Annotated in this window: 19 protein-coding genes; 4 read left to right on the top strand and 15 right to left on the bottom strand. The window is 69.8% G+C overall.

What is annotated here, in order from left to right; genetic code table 11:
- Positions 1 to 32 precede the first annotated feature (32 nt).
- Positions 33 to 2,702: a helix-turn-helix transcriptional regulator gene (locus tag LFM09_RS48505; RefSeq protein ID WP_414103445.1), complete on the top strand. Its 2,670-nt coding sequence runs from the start codon at positions 33 to 35 to the stop codon at positions 2,700 to 2,702.
- A gap of 59 nt (positions 2,703 to 2,761) precedes the next feature.
- Complete coding sequence (locus tag LFM09_RS48500) at positions 2,762 to 3,241, top strand: beta-class carbonic anhydrase (protein WP_414103444.1); 480 nt, start codon at positions 2,762 to 2,764, stop codon at positions 3,239 to 3,241.
- Here LFM09_RS48500 and LFM09_RS48495 read toward each other — a convergent pair.
- From LFM09_RS48495 to LFM09_RS48465, 7 genes are all read right to left on the bottom strand, one after another.
- Positions 3,238 to 4,251, bottom strand: coding sequence for a hypothetical protein (locus tag LFM09_RS48495; RefSeq protein ID WP_414103443.1), 1,014 nt, complete (start codon positions 4,249 to 4,251; stop codon positions 3,238 to 3,240). The genes LFM09_RS48500 and LFM09_RS48495 overlap by 4 nt on opposite strands.
- Before the next feature lie 61 nt (positions 4,252 to 4,312).
- Entirely contained in the window at positions 4,313 to 5,599 is a 1,287-nt protein-coding gene (locus LFM09_RS48490) for an L-serine ammonia-lyase (RefSeq protein WP_414103442.1), read from the bottom strand.
- Positions 5,596 to 6,543 (bottom strand): hypothetical protein, encoded by a 948-nt coding sequence (locus LFM09_RS48485; protein WP_414103441.1) that lies wholly within the window; start codon positions 6,541 to 6,543, stop codon positions 5,596 to 5,598. The genes LFM09_RS48490 and LFM09_RS48485 overlap by 4 nt, the downstream gene beginning before the upstream one ends.
- Positions 6,540 to 7,502 carry a TolB family protein gene (locus LFM09_RS48480; RefSeq protein WP_414103440.1) on the bottom strand — a complete coding sequence of 321 codons (963 nt, stop codon included), beginning with the start codon at positions 7,500 to 7,502 and terminating at the stop codon, positions 6,540 to 6,542. Before LFM09_RS48480 ends, LFM09_RS48485 begins: the two co-directional genes overlap by 4 nt.
- Positions 7,499 to 8,698, bottom strand: a complete 1,200-nt coding sequence (locus LFM09_RS48475; RefSeq protein WP_414103439.1) for an MFS transporter — start codon at positions 8,696 to 8,698, stop codon at positions 7,499 to 7,501. Before LFM09_RS48475 ends, LFM09_RS48480 begins: the two co-directional genes overlap by 4 nt.
- Before the next feature lie 86 nt (positions 8,699 to 8,784).
- Positions 8,785 to 10,884 carry a metallophosphoesterase gene (locus tag LFM09_RS48470; RefSeq protein ID WP_414103438.1) on the bottom strand — a complete coding sequence of 700 codons (2,100 nt, stop codon included), beginning with the start codon at positions 10,882 to 10,884 and terminating at the stop codon, positions 8,785 to 8,787.
- A gap of 124 nt (positions 10,885 to 11,008) precedes the next feature.
- A complete protein-coding gene (locus LFM09_RS48465; protein ID WP_414103437.1) occupies positions 11,009 to 12,700 on the bottom strand; it encodes a S8 family serine peptidase in 1,692 nt (563 codons plus the stop codon).
- Between the two features lie 176 nt (positions 12,701 to 12,876).
- Between LFM09_RS48465 and LFM09_RS48460 the strand changes: the two genes are divergently transcribed.
- The gene (locus tag LFM09_RS48460) at positions 12,877 to 13,797 is read left to right on the top strand and encodes an XRE family transcriptional regulator (protein WP_414103436.1); all 921 of its coding nucleotides are present in this window, start codon (positions 12,877 to 12,879) and stop codon (positions 13,795 to 13,797) included.
- On the opposite strand, the gene LFM09_RS48455 is transcribed toward LFM09_RS48460, so the two are convergent.
- The 4 genes from LFM09_RS48455 to LFM09_RS48440 all read right to left on the bottom strand — a co-directional run bounded on the left by LFM09_RS48455 (position 13,788) and on the right by LFM09_RS48440 (position 17,254).
- The gene (locus tag LFM09_RS48455) at positions 13,788 to 14,432 is read right to left on the bottom strand and encodes a TIGR03943 family putative permease subunit (protein WP_414103435.1); all 645 of its coding nucleotides are present in this window, start codon (positions 14,430 to 14,432) and stop codon (positions 13,788 to 13,790) included. The two genes, LFM09_RS48460 and LFM09_RS48455, sit on opposite strands and share 10 nt — an antisense overlap.
- The gene (locus LFM09_RS48450; RefSeq protein ID WP_414103434.1) at positions 14,429 to 15,358 is read right to left on the bottom strand and encodes a permease; all 930 of its coding nucleotides are present in this window, start codon (positions 15,356 to 15,358) and stop codon (positions 14,429 to 14,431) included. Before LFM09_RS48450 ends, LFM09_RS48455 begins: the two co-directional genes overlap by 4 nt.
- A gap of 204 nt (positions 15,359 to 15,562) precedes the next feature.
- On the bottom strand, positions 15,563 to 16,309 hold the full coding sequence (locus tag LFM09_RS48445; RefSeq protein ID WP_414103433.1) for an SDR family oxidoreductase: 747 nt from the start codon (positions 16,307 to 16,309) through the stop codon (positions 15,563 to 15,565).
- Positions 16,310 to 16,390: 81 nt separating this feature from the next.
- Complete coding sequence (locus LFM09_RS48440; protein WP_414103432.1) at positions 16,391 to 17,254, bottom strand: RNA polymerase sigma-70 factor; 864 nt, start codon at positions 17,252 to 17,254, stop codon at positions 16,391 to 16,393.
- A 147-nt stretch (positions 17,255 to 17,401) separates the two neighbouring features.
- On the opposite strand from LFM09_RS48440, the gene LFM09_RS48435 reads away from it, so the two are divergent.
- Positions 17,402 to 17,908 (top strand): DinB family protein, encoded by a 507-nt coding sequence (locus LFM09_RS48435; protein ID WP_414103431.1) that lies wholly within the window; start codon positions 17,402 to 17,404, stop codon positions 17,906 to 17,908.
- Here LFM09_RS48435 and LFM09_RS48430 read toward each other — a convergent pair.
- From LFM09_RS48430 to LFM09_RS48415, 4 genes are read right to left on the bottom strand one after another with little or no spacing between them, the layout of a single operon-like run.
- The gene (locus LFM09_RS48430; RefSeq protein ID WP_414103430.1) at positions 17,895 to 19,055 is read right to left on the bottom strand and encodes an MAB_1171c family putative transporter; all 1,161 of its coding nucleotides are present in this window, start codon (positions 19,053 to 19,055) and stop codon (positions 17,895 to 17,897) included. The genes LFM09_RS48435 and LFM09_RS48430 overlap by 14 nt on opposite strands.
- The gene (locus LFM09_RS48425) at positions 19,052 to 19,570 is read right to left on the bottom strand and encodes a hypothetical protein (protein ID WP_414103429.1); all 519 of its coding nucleotides are present in this window, start codon (positions 19,568 to 19,570) and stop codon (positions 19,052 to 19,054) included. Before LFM09_RS48425 ends, LFM09_RS48430 begins: the two co-directional genes overlap by 4 nt.
- Complete coding sequence (locus LFM09_RS48420; RefSeq protein WP_414103428.1) at positions 19,567 to 20,001, bottom strand: helix-turn-helix domain-containing protein; 435 nt, start codon at positions 19,999 to 20,001, stop codon at positions 19,567 to 19,569. The genes LFM09_RS48425 and LFM09_RS48420 overlap by 4 nt, the downstream gene beginning before the upstream one ends.
- A 38-nt stretch (positions 20,002 to 20,039) precedes the next feature.
- The gene (locus LFM09_RS48415; protein ID WP_414103427.1) at positions 20,040 to 21,350 is read right to left on the bottom strand and encodes an NAD(P)/FAD-dependent oxidoreductase; all 1,311 of its coding nucleotides are present in this window, start codon (positions 21,348 to 21,350) and stop codon (positions 20,040 to 20,042) included.
- Between the last annotated feature and the right edge of the window lie 68 nt (positions 21,351 to 21,418).

The following is a 21,418-nucleotide window of genomic DNA, read 5'->3' as shown; positions in this document are numbered from 1 at the left end:
CTGGTCACTCCCTGGCCCGTAGGCTCGTGCCCGTGTCGGACGATCTCCTGGGCAGACGCAACGAGGGCGAGACGCTGGACCGCCTCCTCACGCAGGCGCGGACCGGCAACGGCCAGGTGCTGGTCCTGCGCGGCGAGGCCGGGATCGGCAAGACCGCGCTGCTGGACCACGTGTCGCACCGGGCCGCGGGGTTCCGGGTCACGCGCGCCGCGGGCGTCGAGTCCGAGAGCGCGTTCCCGTACGCGGGGCTGCACCAGCTGTGCGTGCCGTTCCTGGACCGGCTGGACAAGCTGCCCGCACCGCAGCGCGAGGCGCTGGGCACCGCGTTCGGCATGGCGTCCGGACCCCGGCCGACCCGGTTCATGGTCGGTCTGGCGGTGCTGACGCTGCTCGCCGAGGTCGCCGACGAACAGCCGCTGGTGTGCCTGGTCGACGACGCGCAGTGGCTCGACTCGATGTCGTCCGCGGTGCTCGGGTTCGTCGCCCGCAGGCTCCTGGCGGAACGGATCGCGCTGGTCTTCGTGCTGCGCGAGGGCAACGACTACCTCGACGGGCTGCCCGAGCTGTTCGTGCGCGGCCTGGACGACGCGGACGCCCGCGCGTTGCTCGACTCGGTGATCAAGGGGCCGGTGGACGGCCGGGTGCGCGACCGGATCGTCGCGGAGGCCCGCGGCAACCCGCTGGCGCTGCTGGAGCTGCCGCGCGCGTGGACCACCGCGGAGCTGGCCGACGGTCTCGACGCCACGCCGCTGACCAGCCGCATCGAACAGAGCTTCGCGCGCCAGATCGAACCGCTGCCCGCCGACACCCGCCTGCTGATGCTGACCGCCGCCGCCGAACCCCTCGGCGACGCGACCCTGCTGTGGCGCGCGGCCGGCCTGCTCGGACTGGGCGCCGACCCGGCCGCCGCGGCGCTGGGCACCGGCCTGATCGAGTTCGGGGCGCGGGTCCAGTTCCGCCACCCGCTGGTGCGTTCGGCCGTCTACCGGTCGGCGTCCGCGGCGGAGCGGCAGCGCGTGCACCGGGCGCTGGCCGACGCGACCGATCCGGCCATCGACCCGGACCGCCGCGCGTGGCACCGCGCCCACAGCACCACCTCGCCGGACGAGGACGTCGCCGCCGACCTGGAGAACACCGCGGGTCGCGCCCAGGCCCGCGGTGGTCTGCTCGCGGCCGCCGCGTTCCTCGAACAGGCCGCGGTGCTCACCCCGGAACCCGCCCGCCGCGCCCAGCGCGAGCTGGCCGCCGCACGGGCCAAGCGCGACGCGGGCGCGTTGGAGGCGTCGCTGCGACTGCTGTCCGCGGTCGAGGCCGGGCCGCCGGACGAGCAGCGCAGCGCCGAGATCGAGCACCTGCGCGGGCACATCGCGTTCGACCAGCGCCGCGTGGCCGAAGCAGCGCCTCTGCTGTTCAGCGCGGCCGCCCGGCTCGTCCCGTTCGACGCCGACCTGGCCCGCGAGACCCATCTGGAAGCGCTCTCAGCGGCGATCTGGGCGGGCACGTCCTCGGCCGACGCCGCCCGCACCGCTCCCCCGCCGCGCACTCCGCCGTGCGCGATCGACCGGGTCCTGGAAGCCCTCACCACCAGGATCACCGCGGGCTACGCGGCGTCCGTGCCGCACATGACCCGTGCGCTGGAGGAGGTCCAGGCGCTGAAGGTCGGCGCGGAGGACATCAGCCGCCTGCCGTGGCTCTTCGGCTACCGCGCGGGCGGGATCCTCGCGAGCGAGATGTGGGACTTCGAGACGCGCCGTGCGTTCGCCCAGCAGCAGGTGCGGATGGCCCGCGACGCCGGTGCCCTGGTGCAGCTGCAGTTCGCACTGAACTTCCTGGCGGACAACGAGCTCCTCGCCGGCGAACCGGCCGCCGCTCAGGCGCTGATCGAGGAGGACCGGCGGATCTCCGAGGTCACCGGCACTCCACCGGTCGGCTACGCGGTCCTGCTGCAGGCCGCCCACCGCGGCGAGGACCTCGCCACCGCGACCGCACGGGACGCCCGGCGCGACGGCCAGGGAAGGCTCGCCACGATCGCCGACTGGACCAGCGCGATCCTCCACAACGGACTGGGCCGCCACGACCTCGCCCGCGACGCGGCTGTCCGCGTGTTCGAGGAGGACTCGCTCGTCTACAGCGGCCTGATCACCGCGGAACTGGCCGAGGCCGCGTCGCGCACCGGCGACTCCGAGCTAGTCGCCGAGGCGTTGCGGCGTTCGTCCGCGTGGGTCGACACCGACTGGTCGCTCGGCATCAAGGCACGGCTGCGGGCGCTGAACGGCGACACCTCGGCGTTCTCCGAGTCGATCGACCACTTCGCGCGCACCTCTTTGCGCAGCGAACTGGCCCGAGCCCACCTCCTGTACGGCGAGTGGCTGCGCCGCGAGGGCCAACGCGTCGAAGCGCGCGACCACCTGCGCACCGCCCACGAGATGCTCCTGGCCGCAGGCATGACCACGTTCGCCGACCGCGCTCACCGCGAACTCCAGGCCACCGGTGAGACCGCCCGCAAGCGCACCGTCGAACCCACCGACGAGCTGACCGCGCAGGAGTACCAGATCGCCCGGCTGGCCCGCGAGGGCTACTCGAACCCGGAGATCGGCACCCGGCTGTTCATCAGTCCGCGCACCGTGGAATGGCACCTGCGCAAGGTGTTCGGCAAGCTCGGCGTGACGTCGCGCCGCCAGCTGCGCGACGCCACGTTCTGAGTGGAACAGAACTGCGATCCGGATTGCCGGTGTGACCGGTTGAGCCCAAACTGACCGATATGCCGATCATGGAACAGCTGCACGCACTCGGTGGCGTGCCCGCCGAGCAGTCCGCCGAACCAGACCGGAAACTGGCCATCGTCGCCTGCATGGACGCGCGCATGGACGTCTACTCGATCCTCGGCCTGGAGGCCGGCGACGCGCACGTGATCCGCAACGCCGGCGGCGTGATCACGGACGACGTGATCCGGTCACTGGTGGTGAGCCAGCGCAAGCTCGGCACGCGGTACATCCTGTTGTTGCACCACACCAAGTGCGGCATGGCAGGGTTCGACGAGGTGAAGTTCCGCGCCGAACTCGTGAAGGCGGCCGGGTTCCGGCCGGAGTGGTCAGCCGACGGGTTCGACGACGTGGACGACGACGTGCACCAGTCGGTGGCGCGGATCCGGGCGAACCCCTTCATCCCGTTCAAGGGGTGGATCGGTGGCTTCGTCTACGACGTCGACACCGGCGAGGTCCGCCCGGCCGAGCCTCGCTAGCTCACGGTCCACTTGAGAGCGCGCTGCGGACTCAGCTCATCGCCGGTGTAGCCCACGATGACGCCGTTGTTGTTGATGTCCGCTCCCGACGCCCTCGTGGCGCCGCTCGGCCGAGGGAGTTCCAGCGCCTCACCGGTCGTGGTCCACCGCATCGGGTGGTGCACGTAGTCGGTCGTGATCTCGTAGCCGACTGCCACGCCGTGGTCGTTGAGGCCACGCGGATGGGTGTTGGCGCCGTACCTGGTGATGATCGATCCGTCAGCGCCCCAGCGCACGCCGAGCACTGCGAAGTTGCCCTCGGTGAAGGTCTCACCGACCACCTCGCCGTGCCGGTTCACTCCCCGCGCGTAGCTCGCACCGCGCTCCGAGAGCCTGGTCAGCACGGTCACGGTGCCGTCAGGGTTCCAGCGCACCGCAACGGGGTCCGACGCGGTCCCCCAGACGGAACCGGAGGCGTAGCCGTTGGAGGCGCCGGTGATCGTGGCCGTGGTCATGCCCGCGGGCATCTGCAGCACCGTGGCACGGCCGAGCGTGTCCCACTTCACCGGGAGATAGGGGCCGCTCTCCGGGTTGAACACGAGCCCGTAGACGTTGCGGTTCTCGTCGATCGCCTGCCCGGAAGCCCTGCTGTAGCCCCAGACCGACCCCAGCACGAGGCGGGTGCCATCCGGGTTGAACCGGACAGCACTGCCGCGGACCGAGGGCACGTAACTGCTGCCCGCGACGTGACCCGTGGCGTTGATCGAGCGCGCCGAGGTGCTGGTTCCGGCAGGTCCGGCGATCTCTTTCACCGTGCCGTCGGTTCCGTACCTGACCGCGCGCGCGGAACCGTCGTCGTAGCGGGATTCTCCTACCGCCACGCCCGCGTCGTTGATCGACCACGCGCTCTGCCTGGTGCTTCCCTCGATGCCACCGAGTTCGATCATCGTGACATCAGCGTGAGCGGGTGCGGCTACGACGACGGTTGCGGCGAGTGCCGCGGACAGGGCAAGGCCCAGTCTTCGACTCATCTCATCCCCCCAGGTTTGTGAGTCAAACGTCGGTCACCCTAGCGCCAATCCGCGGCCGGTGTCAGCACTCCACGACGTTCACCGCCAGCCCGCCGCGCGCGGTCTCCTTGTACTTGTCACTCATGTCCGCGCCGGTCTCCCGCAGCGTCGCGATGGCGTCGTCGAGGTGCACGAAATGAGCGCCATCGCCGCGCAACGCCAGACGCGCGGCGGTGATCGCGGTGACGGCGGCGACGGCGTTGCGTTCGATGCACGGGATCTGCACCAGGCCTCCGATCGGGTCGCAGGTCAGGCCGAGGTGGTGTTCCAGGCCGATCTCCGCGGCGTTCTCGACCTGCCGGACCGTGCCGCCGAGCACCGCGCACAACCCGGCCGCCGCCATCGCGCACGCCGATCCGACCTCGCCCTGGCAGCCGACCTCGGCGCCGGAGATCGAGCCGGTCTCCTTGAGCACCACGCCGATCGCGCCCGCAGTCAGCAGAAAGTCCGCTACACCACGGGTGTTCACGAACCGCGTGTAGTAGTGCAGGACGGCTGGGACGATCCCGGCGGCGCCGTTCGTCGGTGCGGTGACAACTCGTCCGCCTGAGGCGTTCTCCTCGTTGACCGCCAACGCGAACAGGCTCACCCAGTCCTGCGGTTCGGCGTCGCAGTCCGACAAGGTCTCCAGCAACGCCTTGGCACGCCGCGGCACGTTCAACCCGCCCGGCAACACGCCGTCGCGCGCACAACCCCAGCGCACGCACTCCTGCATCACTCGCCAGATCTCGTCCAGCCGGGCGTCCACTTCGGACTCAGGTCGCCACGCGCACTCGTTGCGCCGCATCAGCTCGGCGATCGTGAGCCCGGCGGACTCGCAGGCGGTGACCAGGTCGGCGCCGGACCGGAACGGGTGCGGCACCGGCGGTGGATCGGCGACCTCGTCCAGCGACGACACCACGAACCCGCCGCCGATCGAGTAGTACGTCTGCGAGACAGCACCGGCCTCGAAGATCATGCCGTTGGGATGTTCGGGCAACGGCCGGGAATCCAGGACCACGCAGGCGTTGACGAGCCGGTCGCCGAGCAGCCGCACCTGCCCGGTCGCCCGGATCCGGGCGATCCGCGCGGGAATCGACGCGATGTCCACGTCTTCCGGCCGGTTGCCCTCCAACCCGAGCAGCACGGCGGTGTCCGACCCGTGCCCGAGACCGGTGGCGCCGAGCGAGCCGTGCAGCCGGACCGTCACCGAGGACACCTCCGGACCGAGTGTGAGCGCGAACATCAAGGCAGCGCGCATCGGGCCGACGGTGTGCGAGCTCGACGGGCCGATCCCGATGCTGAACAGGTCGAACACGCTGGTCTTCACAGTTCCCCCAGGTCGATGGTGTGCCAGGTCAACGAGGTGTTGTCGCCCGTCGACCACCACACGGCGTTCCCCCGCGCGACGACCGTGCCGAACGACGAGGCGAGATCCGCCAGCTGGTCGCGATCGACGTCGTACAGGCACAAAGCACCGCGGGCGTCGTCCACGACGACCGCGAACCGGTCGAGCAGCAGGACGTCCGGCACCGCGGGCCGCACATCGCTGCCGCCGATCCGGCGCCGCTCGGTGCCGTCGGGCCGCATCAGGTCGAGCCGCGCGCTGCCGCCCTGCCGCAGCACCTGCACCCGGCACCACGAGGGCGTGCAGTCGATCAGTTCGTAGCTCTGCCCGTTCACGACCGTGCGAGCCGTGCTCCTGACGTCGATCAGCGTGGAAGGGCCGCCCTGCTCGACCTCGGCACTGGTCGCGAACGGCCACTCGGTTAGCGCAAACTTTCCGGACAGCACAACCTTTTCCACCGCTCCCCCCGCCAGCGCGACCGTGCGGATCTCGGTGGTGCCCTCCGGCCCGACGGCCGCCCAGCTGACGGACTCGCCGTGCACGACCACGTCGTACTGCGACTCCAGCACCACGACGTTGCCGATGTCGGCGGTGATCAGCTCCGCCACCGAGTCCGCCATCTTGAACAGACCGGTGCCGGCTTCGAGCCACACCAATGCGGTCGCGGCCATCGCGTACTGCGCCGGTCCCTCCCGCAGCACCTCGCCGTCGATCACCAGCCGCCCAGCCGACTCCCCCGCCCGCAGATCAGGCGACAGCGGCGCGAAAGCCGTGCCGTCAGGCAGGTTTCCCGGCGACGTGGAGATCCGCGCACCCGGCCAGGCCGACACCAGTGCGAGCCGGGCGGGTGCGCGGACCGGCCCCGGCGCGACGACCAGAACAGCCGCTGCCAGGGCAGCCACGACCAGCGCGATCCGGTGGATCATCGGGCCACCGCTGGTGAAGCCGCGTCCGCGTGGACGAGTTCGGGACTACCGCCTCCGGACGCGGGCACCTTCCAGATGCCCTTGTCCCGCCCGTAAGCCACGAACGAGTCGTCCAGCCACTGCGGCTGGTCGTCCAGGTGCCGGGTCTCGGCAAGCGGGACGTCGTTCCCAGAAACCAGGTCCAGCACGTGCAACCGCCAGAGGTCACCGGTCCGGAACTTGTAGGCGATCCGCGACCCGTCCGGCGACAGCGACGGGCACTCCACGTTCTCTCGCACCGAGGTCAGCACACGGGTGTCCAGCGACCCGCGCACCAGCCACGTCTTCCCACCCGAAGCCGCGGTGGCGTAGAACGTCCGGTCGTCGCGGGTGAACGTGATCCCCCAGTAGTTCACGTCGTCCGCGGTGTGCTCGACCCCGTCGACCATCAGCTTGAAGTCCTCCAGCGAGCCGAAGTGCGCGCCGCTGCGAAGGTCGTAGATACCGGCCGTGGTTGAGAACGTGCCCACGCCGCCCAGGTACGAGTCCCCGGCCCGGAACACCGTCCACATCACGACGTTGCCCGACGGCGACACCCGCGCCCGGCTCGGGGTGCCCCACTCGCTCAGCCGCAGGCGTTCGCCCGCCGCGTCGAACACCACGATCTCGGACTGCGCGGGTATCGCCGTCGCCCGCAGGCACACCAGCGTGCCCGCGGCGACGTCGACCCGTTGGCACGCAGGCCCGGTGCGCCCCGCCTGACGCACCAGCCCCGCCGAGTCGACGTACGTCAACTCACCACTGCGAAGATCCAGCGATTCCCCGGACGGGCGCGCCCCCACGGCCCGCAGGCCGACGAACACCGCACCCGCCACGAGCACGGCCGCCACCAGCACCACACCCAGGACCGTGCGCGACGTCAACGCGCTCCCACCACGACGGCGAGCGCCAACACCAGAGCTCAGCACCGTTCGCTTCATCGACGCGCCCCCACCACGACCGCGACCGCCAGCACCGCCGCGAAGACCCCGAACGCGGGCGCCAGCGACAACCCGGTCGCCACCACCCCGAACAACACCGCGCCGGCAGCCCGTCCCAGCGCCTGTCCTGTTTGGACGAACGCGAGCCCGGTCGCCCGCACCGCTTCCGGTACCAGCGGCCCGACGTGCGCCATCAGCACACCGTCCGTGCAGGCGTAGAACACGCCGTGCGCCAGCAGAACCACGGCCGCCACGAGCCACCCGCCCCAGGACACGGCGAGGAGCACGTACGCCAGAAGCAACACCACGTGCCCGGCGAGGAACACCTTCCACCGCCCGACCCGGTCGGCGAGTTTCCCCACCGGCGCCGCCATCACCATGAACGTCAGCGCGGTCACCAGCGGCAGCAACGGCAGCACACCCACAGGCAGTCCGGCCGTCTTCTGCACACCGACGAACAGGAACATGTCGCCGACCGTGCACACACCCAGCAGCGCAACCGTCAGCACCACTCGCCGCACTTGCCTGTCGCACAACACGTTCCACGAGATCCCGGGCCGCCGAACAGCGACCCCGACCGGCTGCCGGACGAACGCGGCCAGCACCACAACAGCGATCACGCCGAAGCAGAAGCTCACCGCGAACACCGACGTGTAGTCCATGAACAGCAAGCTCAACAGCCCGAACGCCACCAGCGGCCCGAGCAGCGCACCAGCCGTGTCCAGCGCCCGGTGCACCCCGAACGCCCGCCCCAGCGCGTCCGACGGCGTGGCGAGCGTGATCATCGCGTCGCGGGGCCCTGTCCGAATCCCCTTGCCGGCACGGTCAACGCCGATCACCAACCCCATCCCGGCGACCGATGAACCGACGAGCGGAAAGCCCAGCTTGGTCAAAGCGGAGAGGCCGTAACCGAAGAGCGCCACCGCTTTCGGGCGCTGCCACCGGTCGGCCAGGTGCCCGCCGGCGAGCCGCAGCAACGCCGTGGCACCGGTGTAGAGGCCGTCGATCGCGCCCAGCTGCAGGTAGCCCACGCCGAGCCCGTAGACCAGGTACAACGGCAGCACCGCGGTGACCATCTCGGCCGACAGGTCCGTGATCAGGCTGACCACACCGAGACCGATGACCGTCGCCGGGACGGGAAGTTTCGAGCGGCCCGGCTTCGCAGGGTTGCCGGCGCGCACAGAGGAGACATACATCGGGAAGCCCTTTGCAGTGTCGGATCGGGCAGAGTGAACGCGCGCACGGCCCGGTGCAGGGTCCGTGACCGTGCGCGCGTCTTCCCTCATCCAGTGACGCGAACGTCGTCCACGGCCGACTCCCAGAGAGAGGCGGTGCTCGCGTCCGCCGCCTCGACGACGAGCTTCACGTCACGCCCGGCGAACTGCGCGAGGTCGACGGTGGCGGTCTGCCACCCGCCGGCGACCTTCACGCCCGATGTGCCGAGCTTCTCGAACACCTTGACCTTGGTCGTCCCGTCCAGCACGTGGACCCTCAGGAAGTCCGACGTGGACGAGTTGTCGCCGTGGGCGAAGGTGTAGGAGAACGTGAGCTTGCCGCCGGACGGGACGGAGAACTGCGGCGAGGTCGTCGACGTCAGGCCTCCGTCCACGTCGTTGGCGCCGTCACTGGCGCCGGCGAGCCGTCCCGTGACCAAGCAGTTCGTGCCGCTCGTGGTGGTGCCGAGCTGCTTGACCGACCCGTCGGCCTCCCTGGTCTCCTCCGGGTCACCGCGTTCCCACCTGCCCGTGGTCGCGGTGTCGGAGCCCGCAGCGTTGGCGACCCAGCCCAGGTTGGACTCGAAGTCGTCGGAGAAACCCGCCGCCGTGTTGCCCGCGGTCACGCTGAGCGAGGCGGTCTTGCCGACCCCGCCCGACGTGCCCGTGATCGTCGCCGTCGCCGATCCGGTCGCCGAGTCCGACGCTGTGAGCGTCAACGTCGAGCTACCGGGAGCGTTCACCGAGGACGGCGAGAACGAGCCGGTCACGCCCGAGGGCAGACCGGACACCGACAGCGCCACGCTGCCCGTGAAGCCACCGGTCGCGCCGACGTCGACGGTCACCGTCTTCGACGAACCCGGCACGACCGCGACCGAGGACGGCGAGGCGCCGACGGAGAACGCGGGCGTGCTCGACGCCTTCTTGCAGTTGCCGGACGTGGTGTCGGTGAACGTGCGCCCGGAGACCGGCACGAAGTCGGCCTTGTAGTTCGTGGCGGTGAGCGTCAGCTTGCCGACCCCGAAGGTGTTGGCGTTGCCCACTTCCTGCACCGCGTCGGAACCCTGGTTGAAGCTGTAGAACCCGCGCCCGCCGGTGCCGATCAGCAGCTGCCGCACGCCGTTGACGTCGTCGCGCGTCCCGTTGGGCCGCGACGGCGCGAACCGCTGGTAGTTGTGATCGTGCCCGGCGATGACGAGGTCGGCCTTGGCGGCGTAGAGCGCGTCCCAGAACGGCGTCACCGACGTGTCGTCGCCGTGGTCGCCGCGGCTGAACCGCGGGTGGTGCCAGAACGCCGCCGTGCACGGCTTGGTGTTCGCCGTCAGGTCGTTCTTCAGCCATGTCACCTGCTCGGAGGTCGCACCCCGGCTGATGTTCGAGTTCAGCGCGATGAAGTGCCAGTCGCCGACGTCGAAGCTGTAGAAGCCCTTGCCGCGGGTGCCGGCCCGCGCGCCGAAGTAGTCGAAGTAGCCCGAGGCGCCCGACGTGTTGTACTCGTGGTTGCCCGGCGACGGATACGTGATCGACTTGAACTGGCCGTACTGCGGGTCGTACTTGTTCTTGTAGTCCGAAGTGGACCCGTTGTCGTAGGCGTTGTCACCGGCCAGGACCAGCGCCTGCGGGCTCATGTTCTTGACCACCGGCGCGGTCTGGTTGCACGACGAGCCGCACACGTCGCCGACCGCCGCCACGGTCGCCGTCGCCGCCGCCAGCGCCTGCGTGCCGAACTGGTAGGAGTCCACCGCGTAGCGGCTACCGCTGTCGGCGAGCCTCGGCTGGATCCGCACGCAGTCGCCCTCAAAGGCCCTGGAGTGGAACGCTTTGCCCGGCCAGTGCTGGGCGGTGAACGTGTACGAACCCGCCTTCGACCCGCTGACCGTCACGGAGTCGTTGCCGCGCAAGGACAGGTCCGTGAAGCGCACCCGCAGCCACTGCGCTCCGGACTGACAGACCTGGCCGCCGTCGGTGGAGTTCGCGAACGCCACGCCGGCCGACTGCGTACCGGGTTCCGCGATCTGCGGCACCTGCGGCACGTCGGGCACCGCGGCGGCGACGAGCTTGACGTCACCGCCGGACGGCAGCGCGACGACGGCAACAGCGCCCGCCATCACGACCGCCGCCGCGTAAATCGTCGATGAGCGCCATCGTCGGCGCAGGGGAGAATTCATGGTGGTTCCTCTGAATGCAGGGGAAATTCAGGAACGTCAATCGCGTCGCCGATCCACCGAGGAGCACCGGACCGGCGCGCGATCTATTAGGTTTGAGCTGACCTTAACGAGGGTTCAACGGCAGTCAACGAACCGACTTTCCCGTTGCTGGATAACTCTGAATGCTGACGTCGTCCACGGCCGCTTCCCACAACGAGGCACCGCTCGCGTCGGCCGTCTCGACCAGCAACGTGATCTGCCTGCCCGCGAACTGGGCCAGGTCGACCGTCGCGGTCTGCCAGGAACCCGCGCGTTCGGACGCGGCGCCGAGGCGTTCGAACACCGTCGTCACCGTGTTGCCGTCGAGCACCTTGATCCGCAGGTAGTCCGCGCTCGACGAGTTCGAGCCGTGCGCATAGGTGTAGGCGAAGGACAACTTCGCTCCCGTGGGGATGTCGATGGGCGAGGAGGCGGCCGACGTGACGCCGCCGTCGACGTCGTTCGCACCGTCACCGCTGCCCGCAAGACGACCGGTGACGAGACAGTCGGTGCCGCCGGCAGTGGTGCCGAGCTGCTTGACCTGGCCGTTGCTCGCGGTCGTCTGCTCCGGGTCGCCGCGCTCGAACCGGCCGGTCGTGGCGGTGTCCGCACCGGCCGGGTTGATCGTCCAGCCCCTGTCGGCCTCGAAGTCGTCCGCCCACACCGGCGGCGTGACCGGGCCGCACGGCACGTACAGCAGCCGGTTCGGCGAGCCCGATCCCGCACTGCCGACGACATCGGTCGTGGCGCACGCGACGAGCGCGTCCCGGACCTGTTGCGGCGTCGCAGCGGGGTTCTTCTGCAGGTAGAGGGCGACGGCGGACGCCACCAGCGGCGACGCCATCGAGGTGCCGCTCTTCGTGGTCGTCGCGGTGTCGCCGGTGTGAGTCGCCGAGACCACGCTGGTGCCCGGCGCGAAGATGTCCAAACAGGACCCGTAGTTCGAGCCGCTGTTGCGGGCGTCGGAACTGGTGGTGTTGCCGACGGTGATCACCTCGGGCACCCGCGCCGGGCTGTAGTTGCACGCGTTGGCACCGTCGTTGCCGGCCGCGACGACGTAGGTGATGCCGGTGGCGATCGAGTTGCGGACGGCGGTGTCCTGGGCCTGGTTCGCGTTGCCGCGCAGGCTCATGTTCACGACCGCGGGCTTCACCGCGTTGCGCGTCACCCAGTCGACGCCCGCGGTGACCACCGAGTCCGGGCTGCTGCCACCACATCCGAGCACGCGAACAGCGTGCAGCGTCACGTTCTTCGCGCCGCCGTACGTCGTGCCGCCGATCGTGCCCGCGACGTGCGTGCCGTGGCTGTTGCAGTCGCTCGCGTTGTTGTCGTTGTCGACCAGGTCCCAGCCGTGCACCGCCCGGCCGCCGAACTCGCGGTGCGTGACTCTCACGCCGGTGTCGAGCACGTAGGCATGCACGCCCTGACCGGTCGCGTCGTAGTTGTAGGTGCTGTTCAACGGCCGATTGCGCTGGTCGACGCGGTCAAGGTTCCACGGCGCGTTGGTCTGCGTGTCCGTTGTGGTGACGTAGGTGTCCTGGACGACACGTTCGACGTCCGGATCGGCGGCGAGCCGTCGCGCCTGGGCCGCGGTCATCCGGGCTGCGAAGCCCTTCAGCGCCGACGTGTACGTGTGCGTCGCGTTGTAGCGAGCGGCGAGACCGGGCTTGTCGGTGATGACGATGTAGCTGTCCGGCACGGCTTGCACGCCTGACGGCACCACGATTTCGCCCGCGAGCGCGGGAATGGGAACCAAGACCGTGGCGACGAGCGCGACGGCAAGAGGAAGTGTTCGCACAACAAACTCCTGAACCGGAGGAGGACAAGAACGCTCCTCGGTTGAGCGCTGAGGATAGGAACATCCGGTTGACAGATCAATTGATTCCGGAGTCAATCTGGAAATACTCTGAACGCGATCAAAGCGGTGTTCTCTGCGCGTACGATCTGGCGCGCCGCCCGAGAAGGGAGCCGCTTGTGACAGCAGACGCGACCGTCCGAGCGGGCGCCGAGTTCGGTGCCGCGCTGCGCTGCGCGATCGAACGCAGCGGCCTCAGCCTCAACGAGATCAGCCAACTGCTGCGCGAGCAGGACACGCCGGTGAGTGTGAGCGCGCTCAGTTACTGGCAGAACGGCGAAAACAGGCCGGAACGGGCCAGTTCGCTGGCCGCGGTGGCCGCTCTCGAAGCGATCCTCGGCCAGGCGCCCAGCACGCTCACCGCGTTGCTCGGCCCGCGCAGACCACGGGGCCGCTGGACGAACCGGCAAGGTCTCGCGGTCACGTACGACCAGGTGTGGCAACGGCCGGACAGCGTCGCGAAGGCGCTGGCGAAGGTCGACGCGACGCCGGACGACCTGGACACGCCGCACCGGCTGTCCCAGTACATCTCCTACCGCGTCAACGGCCAGGGCTTCGAGGAGTCGATGCGGGTCCGGCGGATCGTCCGCGCGGACCACGACGACACCACGCGGTTCGTGTTCGTGACGCGCTGCATCACGCTGCCGCAGCCACCGGCGGTCACGTTCACCGAGGGCTGCCGGGTGGCCCGGTTCCGCGCCGACGTGCCGAGCTCGACGTGCGTGTTCGAGTTCGTGCTCGACCGGCCGCTGCAGGCGGGCGAACTGGGAGCGGTGGAGTTCGCGTTGCGCTTCCCGCCCGGCCAGGCCTCCCGGCACGCACAGATCGCGCTCTACCGGCCGGCCAGGGAGATGGTGCTGCACATCGCGTTCGACCCGGCGATGCTGCCGTCGAGCTGTTTCGGCTTCTTCCAGCCGCGCAGCGCGGTCCCCCGCGAACACCAGCCACCGGTCACCTTCGACGAGGACCACTCGACGTACCAGTTCATCACGCTGGACCCGATGCCCGGCCAGTACGGCATCAAGTGGAGCTACTCGTAAGGCCTGTCCGGCGGCTGGACCTCAAGAACGCTCTCCACGTCGATGAACGGGATCTTCTCGCCGTTCACACCATCCGCGACGGTCGTGTCCACATAGGACCCCACGACCTCGACCCAGGTGTCGTCGGGCCGTGCGCCGGCGTTCTTCATCGCGATCTTCACCGGCCGGCCGTCGGCGGCGCAGCACGTGAGGATCATCCGCACCAGCAGGCGTTCCCCGTTCGGGCCGGTCGAGGTGAAGCCGAGCAGCTTGACCCGGCGGTCCTTCAACGTCCGCCCGCCGTCGAACACCGCACGGCCCGCGTAGTCGAACACCTTGACCGCCACCGGATCCCCGTCCGGCAGCGGCGGGTACTCGTCGGACTGCTTGAGCACGGTGCCCGCGTTGTTCGCCGCGTAGCTGCCGAGCGACTGAGGTGAGATCAGCAGCAACGCGAACACCGGCAGCACGAGCAACCAGGCGACCTTCGGCTGGTGGCCTTTCGCGGTGGCGAACAAGGCGATGAACACCACCGAGAGCGCGAGAAGCGGCCACAGCCCGGCCTTCACGTAGCTGACGTACTGCCCCGTCACCCAGACTCGTGCGGTCGCACCGGCCAGCAGCATGAGGATCAGCACCGCCGCGGCCCGGTTCACAGCAACGCTCCGACCGCAACGGCCGACGCGGTCGCGACGACCAGGGTCGCCGGAGCGAACCGGAGCGCGAACCGGCGCCCGAACATCCCGGTCTGCATGGCGAAGAGCTTCAGGTCCACCATCGGCCCGACGACCAGGAACGTGAGCTTCGCCGTCGTCGAGAACTGGGTGAAACTGGCCGCCACGAACGCGTCCGCCTCCGAACAGAGCGACAGCAGCACCGCCAGTCCCGCCATCGCGACGACCGCCAGCCACGGTGTGTCGGCCACGAGCTGCAGCCACCTGCCGGGCACCAGGACGTTCAGCGTCGCCGCCGCCATCGCGCCGATGACCAGAAACCCGCCCGCGTGCAGGAAGTCGTGCCGTGCCTGGCTCAGAAACCCGTGCTCGTGGCTGTGTTCGGGCATTCTGATCCAGTCGGTTCTGCCCTTGCGCAACCACAACCAGCCCATGACCGAGGCGGCCAGCAGGCTCGCCGCGGCGCGTCCCAGCACCATCCCCGGTTGTCCTGGGAAGGCCACCGCGGTCGCCACCAGCACGATCGGGTTCACCGCGGGTGCCGCGAGCAGGAACGTCAACGCCACCGCCGGCGCGATCCCCTTGCGCAGCAACGCTCCCGCCACCGGTACCGATCCGCACTCACAGCCGGGCAGCACCGCTCCGGCGGCCGCGGCGGCGGGCACCGCGAGCACGGGGTTGCGCGGCAACACCTTCGTGAGCAGATCCCGCGACACGTACACCGCGATGACCGCCGACAGCACAACGCCGAGCGTGAGGAACGGCAACGCCTGCAGCACGATCGACACGAACACGGCCGCCCAGGTCTGCACGATCGGCACCTGGAACATCTCGTGGCCCCGCGCCAGCACACCCACGACGAGAAGTGCGGCCAGCACCTCCACCGGCCCGATTCGTCGCTCGCCCATGGCGAGCGACGTTAGGGCTCAGCGGTGGTGCCGGCCGCGATTCCGGTCACCGGACTGGAAAAAGTCTGAACGTCAGTTGCCTGCGGCCAGCCAGTCCTTCAGGCTCGTCGGCTGCAGCTGCGCACCGGCGNGGGCGAGCGACGTTAGGGCTCAGCGGTGGTGCCGGCCGCGATTCCGGTCACCGGACTGGAAAAAGTCTGAACGTCAGTTGCCTGCGGCCAGCCAGTCCTTCAGGCTCGTCGGCTGCAGCTGCGCACCGGCGTTCGGCACCAGCTGCTTGCCGGTCAGGAACGTGCCGAAGTACTTGGCCTGCGGGTCGCTCACGACCTCACGCTCGTCGTTGCGCTGCGCCAGGACCGTGCGGATCCACCCGTCCATGGTGAACTCCTCCGGCCCGCCGATCTCCAGCACGCCGTTGACCGGCTCGGTCGCCGCCGTCCGGCCGACCACCGCGGCCACGTCGGAGGCCGCGATCGGCTGCACGCCACCATGTGGAAGGTGAACCGCACCGTCGACCTCCGCCGAGTTGGCGATGGCACCCGCGAACTCGAAGAACTGGGTCGCGCGGATGATCGAGTACGTCAGGCCGGACTCGGTGATCAGCTTCTCCTGCGCCACCTTCGCGCGCAGGTAGCCGGAGTCGGGCAGCTCGTCGGTGCCGACGATCGACAGCGCGACGTAGTGGCCGACGCCCGCCTCCTTGGCGGCCTGGGTCAGGTTCGTGGTGGCGGTGGTGAAGAAGTTCATGACGTCGTCGTCGGCGAACGACGGCGAGTTCGACACGTCGACGAGCACGTCGGCGCCCTGCAGGACCTCCTTGACGCCCTCACCGGTCAGCGTGTTGACGCCGCTGTTCGGGGACGCGGGCACGGCGTCGTGGCCGTGCTCACCGAGCCGCTTCACGACCTGGCTGCCGATCAAGCCCGTGCCGCCGATGACAACGATCCTCATGGTTCGTCCCTACCTCGTGGAGCCCGCCCGGTGCGGGTGTTCACGAGCTAAGACAGGACAGCCCGCGCCGTTGTGACAGACCTACCGGAACGCCTTCAACTTCTCCGGGTTGACCAGCCACATCACCTGATCGATACCAGCCTCGGAGGCCGTCACGGTGATCACCGCGAAGGTGTCGTCGTCCTTGCGCAACCGCACGGCCGCCAGCCCGTTCGCGTCGACGAAGCTCGCCTCCGCACCGGCCCAGAACGACGGAGCCCAGCCCGAGATGATCTTCGCCAGCGACGCCGCGCCGAACAACGGCCGCCCGGCCGCGCGGATCGCGCCGTTGCTGTCGGAGTAGCTCACGACGTCCTCGGCGAACAGCTTCTCCAGCCCGGCCAGGTCACCGGCCTGCGCCGCCGCCACGAACGCCTCCAGGAGCTTGCGCTGCTCGGCCCGCTCGACCGGCACCCGCCGCTCGTCGGCGAGGTGCTTGCGCGCCCGGCTCACCAGCTGCCGCGTCGCGACCTCGCTGGTCTGCACGATCTCGGCGATCTCGCGGTAGGGGTAGTCGAACGCCTCACGCAGCACGTACGCCGCACGTTCCGTCGGCGTCAGCTTCTCCAGCAACATCAGCACCGCGAGCTCCAGCACGGCACCCTGCTCGGCCCCGACCTGCGGGTCGGCGGCGGTGTCCACGGGCTCGGGCAGCCACGGCCCGACGTAGGTCTCCCGGCGGGCGCGCGCGGTCTGCGACTCGTTGATCGCGAGCCGGGTGATCGCCGTGGCCAGGTACGCCTCGGGGTTGAGCACGGCGGCGCGGTCCGCGAGCTGCCAGCGCAACCACACCTCCTGCACCAGGTCCTCAGCGTCGGCCACGCTGCCGGTCATGCGGTAGGCGATGCCGAACAGCCTCGGCCGGGCCGCCGCGAACGCCGACTCGGCCTGGTCGATCTGCGTCATCGAGACCGCTCCCTTCGTCCCCCGCAACGTTAGCGCCGATCCGGGAGTGCCGGTCATGTGGCGCCCGGCACGTCCGGGGCACAGACCACATAGGACGCCGGCGGGAACTCCAGGTCGGCGAGATCATCTCGGTGCGACACTGTCGGCGTGACCACCGAACGCCCCAGCCCGCCGCTGCAGGCGGGCGAACGCGAGACCCTCCGCGCGTTCCTCGACTTCCACCGCGCCACGCTCGCCATGAAGTGCGAGGGCCTGTCCGACGACGACCTGCGCCGCCGCTCGATGCCCCCGTCCACGCTGACCCTGCTGGGCCTGGTCCGGCACATGGCGGAGGTCGAGCGCACCTGGTTCCGCAAGGTCATCAACGGCGAGGACATCCCGCTGGTGTGGTCCGACCAGAACGACTACCAGGTCGCCTACGACGCGTCGCGGTCGACGCGCAGCGAGGCGTTCGAGGCGTGGCAGACCGAGGTCGAGCACTCGCGCCGGATCGAACGCGAGGCCGAGTCGCTGGACGTGACGGGTTACCAGCCGCGCTGGTCGGAGCAGGTGTCGCTGCGGCTGGTCATGAACCACCTCTGCCACGAATACGCGCGGCACAACGGCCACGCGGACTTCTTGCGCGAAGGCATCGACGGCGTCACAGGGGCGTGAGGCACCGCTGCGCCGCCGCCACCACGGCCGGGTCGCGCAGCAACCGGTTCAGCTCCAGCAGGTTCGCCACCTCGTCGTCCAGCCCGGAGTCCGCCGACCACGCGGACGTCTCGGCCGGGTGCAACGCCGGCGCGGACGACAGCCCGATCCGCAACACGCACGCGTCCAACGCGAGCGGGTCACTCAAACCGGCCTCCTCCAGCGCCATCGCCGCCGATGCCCGTGTGTCCGGGGAGACACGGCCAGCCAGTTCCAGCTGGGCGTCACGGATCTCCACGGTTCGCCGGTACAGCCGCAGTTCCAGCGAACCCCCGAAACGCCGCCGCAGCACCACCGTCGGCACCGCGTCGACCAGCTCCGTCCACAACGGACGGAGCCTGCGGTAGCCGCGCAGCCGCCGCAGCCACCGCATCGCGTTCAGACCGGCCTGGATCAGTCCGCCCAGCACCACGCAGAGCACACCGAGTCCTGCCGCGATCTCGGTGAACTGGCCGTAGGTCTCGTACCGGGTGAACCGCGGCACGAACCCGAACCCGTACGAGATCACGTACCAGTACCGGCAGCCCGCGTAGACCAGCAGCCACAGGAAACCCAGCCACAGCAGGAAGAGCGCCACCCGCAGCGGTCCGCCCGTCGAGCGGCGCCACAGCGGCAGGAGCAGCTTCGCGGCGATCACCAGCCCGCCGGACGTGCAGGTGAGCGTCACCAGGTGGTAGATGATCGTCGCGGGATGAGTCGGTTGCCAGTAGCCGAAGTCCGGCTCGTCGAGCCGCCTCGGGACGATCAGGAACATGGTGACCATCACCAGCGAGGCACCGGCCAGGACGGTCTGCGCGACCCGCACGAACCGGACGTTCGTGCCCGTGACGATCAACCCGAACTGCACGACGAGCGCGATGCCGGCGAGCGTGGCCACGCCCCCGATCAGGATGGTCAGGTCCGGCACGCCGACGACCCTGTCGAAGAAGTACCGCAACGGACGCACAGCCACTGTGGGGGCGACCGCGAGGCAGAGGAACGCCAGCGAGATGACACGCCCCTGCGCGGAACGGTTCACCAGACGCATCCGGAAGAGGATGAAACCCCAGGCCACGGCGAGCACGGCGAACGTCAGAATGGGGACCTCGAGCGACGGGAACCGAATCACGACGGCAGACCGAACACGTCGTCGAGCAGGCCCAGCGCCCCGTCCGGCCGGCCCGACCCCGCCGTCCAGCCCGCCTGCTCGCGGATCAGCGCGGCGACCATCTCCGCCTCCTGCTCCTCGGGCGTCGAGTAGCGGGTGCGCAGCAGCACGCGCCGCACCATCGCCGGATCGAGATCACCGAGCAGCGCGGTGAGGCCGTTCTCATCGTCGGCCAACGAGTGATCGCACAGCATGTGACCGATCTCGTGCAGGATGATGTTCTGCTGGTGCAACGCCGAAGCGCCGCGCGCGTGGAAGATGTGGTCGGCCTTGTCCGTCGACACCCACATCCCGCACGGCAGGTCAGCGGCCCCGGTGTACGGCAACGGATGCAGGTACAGCGTCCGCCCGCGGCCGGCGGAGACCTTCGCGCACAACGCTTCGATCGTGAACGGCTTCGGCACCTCGAACCCGGCGAGCCGGTCCCGCGACCGCCTTCGCAGGGATCGACTTCTCAGTGGCCGCCACCAGGTCACGAATCGCCCTCGTCGTCAGCGGGTGGCAGGCCCTCGATCGACCGCGCGTGCTGGATCATGCCGAGCACCGCTTTGAGGCTCGCCGGGGACAGGCCCGACGCGCGCAACGCGAGCGAGCGCACGTCGCTGTCCCGCAACGCCACCAGCAGCTCCAGCTGTTCCTCGACACCGCTGTTGTCGTCGTCCAGGAAGTACGACGTCGGCACTCCGAAGAACTGCGCGAGCCCTTCCAGATGACGTTTCGTCGGGTTGTCGCGCAGACCCTTGCGCAACTGCCAGACGTACGTGTGCGAGATCGAGATGCCGTGCTCGCGAATGGCGCCGGCGACCTCTTCGTACGTGTACTCGCGCTGGCCACCTGGGCGCACCGCCTTGAACAGCCGATCCAGCCGTTGGGCCAACGACGCCGGCGGTTCTTCCTGTGCTCCCACGTCCTCCATCCTAGTTGACGGCGATCACCGCCGATCAGCTACTTGCCGGATCCGGCCGCGTACGGCGGCAGGTCCGCCTTCGCCAGGTTGACGCCCATGTCCGGCACGACGCCGAAGTGCGTGATCTGCCGGCCCGCGCCCAGCTCGGTCACCCAGTTCGCGGCCGTGCGGAGCCGCCCGTACGGCAGGTCCATCAGGTGGTAGCCGCGGGTCACGGCCTTCGCGGGCAGGCTCGTCAACGGCACGCCCAACGGGTTCGCGACCGCCTGCCAGCCGCCGAGGTCGACCACGAAGCCCAGGTCCTTGTGCTTGTACTCGCGGGCCGTGCCGTGGCCGAGCGACGCGGCGATGTTGATCGCGGCGGTGCGCCCCTGGCGTTCGGCGTGCTGCGCGGTCATCGCGGTGATCTCGCCGGGCCGCACCAGGTCCGGCACGGCGGCCGCGTCGCCCGCCGCCCACACGTTCTCGCACACCTTCAGCTGCGTGTCGGTGTTGATGCGGCCGTTCGTCGCGGGCATCTGCAACGTGCTGACCAGCGGGTCCGGCCGCACGCCGACGCACCACACGACCGTGCGCGTCTCGATCTCGGTGCCGTCGGACAGCCGCGCGCAAGTCGCGGTCATCTCCTTCAGGCTCGTCTCCAGCCTGACCTCGGCACCGCGCTTGAGCAGCACCTTGTGCGTCGGGCCGGACAGCCGCGGGTCGAGACCGGGCAGCACGCGCGGTGCGATGTCGACGAGGATCCAGCGCGGCTGCACGTCCTTGAGCCCCGGCAGGTGCCGCCACGCGTCCTGGGTCAGGAGCTGAGTCTGCGCAAGCACTTCCGTGCCCGTGTAGCCGGCGCCCACCACCACGAACGTGCACCGCGCACGACGTTCGGCCGGATCGTCGGTCTGCGCGGCCAATTCCAACTGCCGCAACACGTGATCACGCAGGTGAATGGCCTCGGCGACGGTCCGGAAGCCCTTCGCGTGCTCGGCCACACCGGGGATCGACAACAGCCGGGTGACGCTGCCGGACGTGATCAGCAACCGGTCGTAGGACATCGTCGACGAGCGGCCCTCGACGTCCGTCACGTGGACGCACTTCTCGTTCAACGAGATGCCGGTCGCGGCGCCGAGCACGAGTTTGGTGCGCTTCAAGGTGTTCCGCAGCGGCACGGCGACGCGGCGCGGGTCGAGCACTCCGCCCGCGACCTCGGGCAGCAGCGGGATGTAGAGCATGTAGTCGGAGGGGTTGATCGCGACGATTTCGGCCGCGTCCTCCGGGAGCTTGCGTTCGAGCTTGCGCAGACAGTGGAATCCGGCGAACCCGGTGCCGATCACCAGCACCCGCGGGCGAGCGGACATGTGTCCTCCTGAACTAGTGGCGAGTCTCGGAACGTTGGCGAGGTGATCCACGCTCAGCAGGGCACCTC

The organism is Lentzea alba, assembly GCF_047445655.1.
GTDB classification, from domain to species: Bacteria; Actinomycetota; Actinomycetes; order Mycobacteriales; family Pseudonocardiaceae; genus Lentzea; species Lentzea alba_A.
This window is presented reverse-complemented; position numbering and strand designations above follow the sequence as displayed.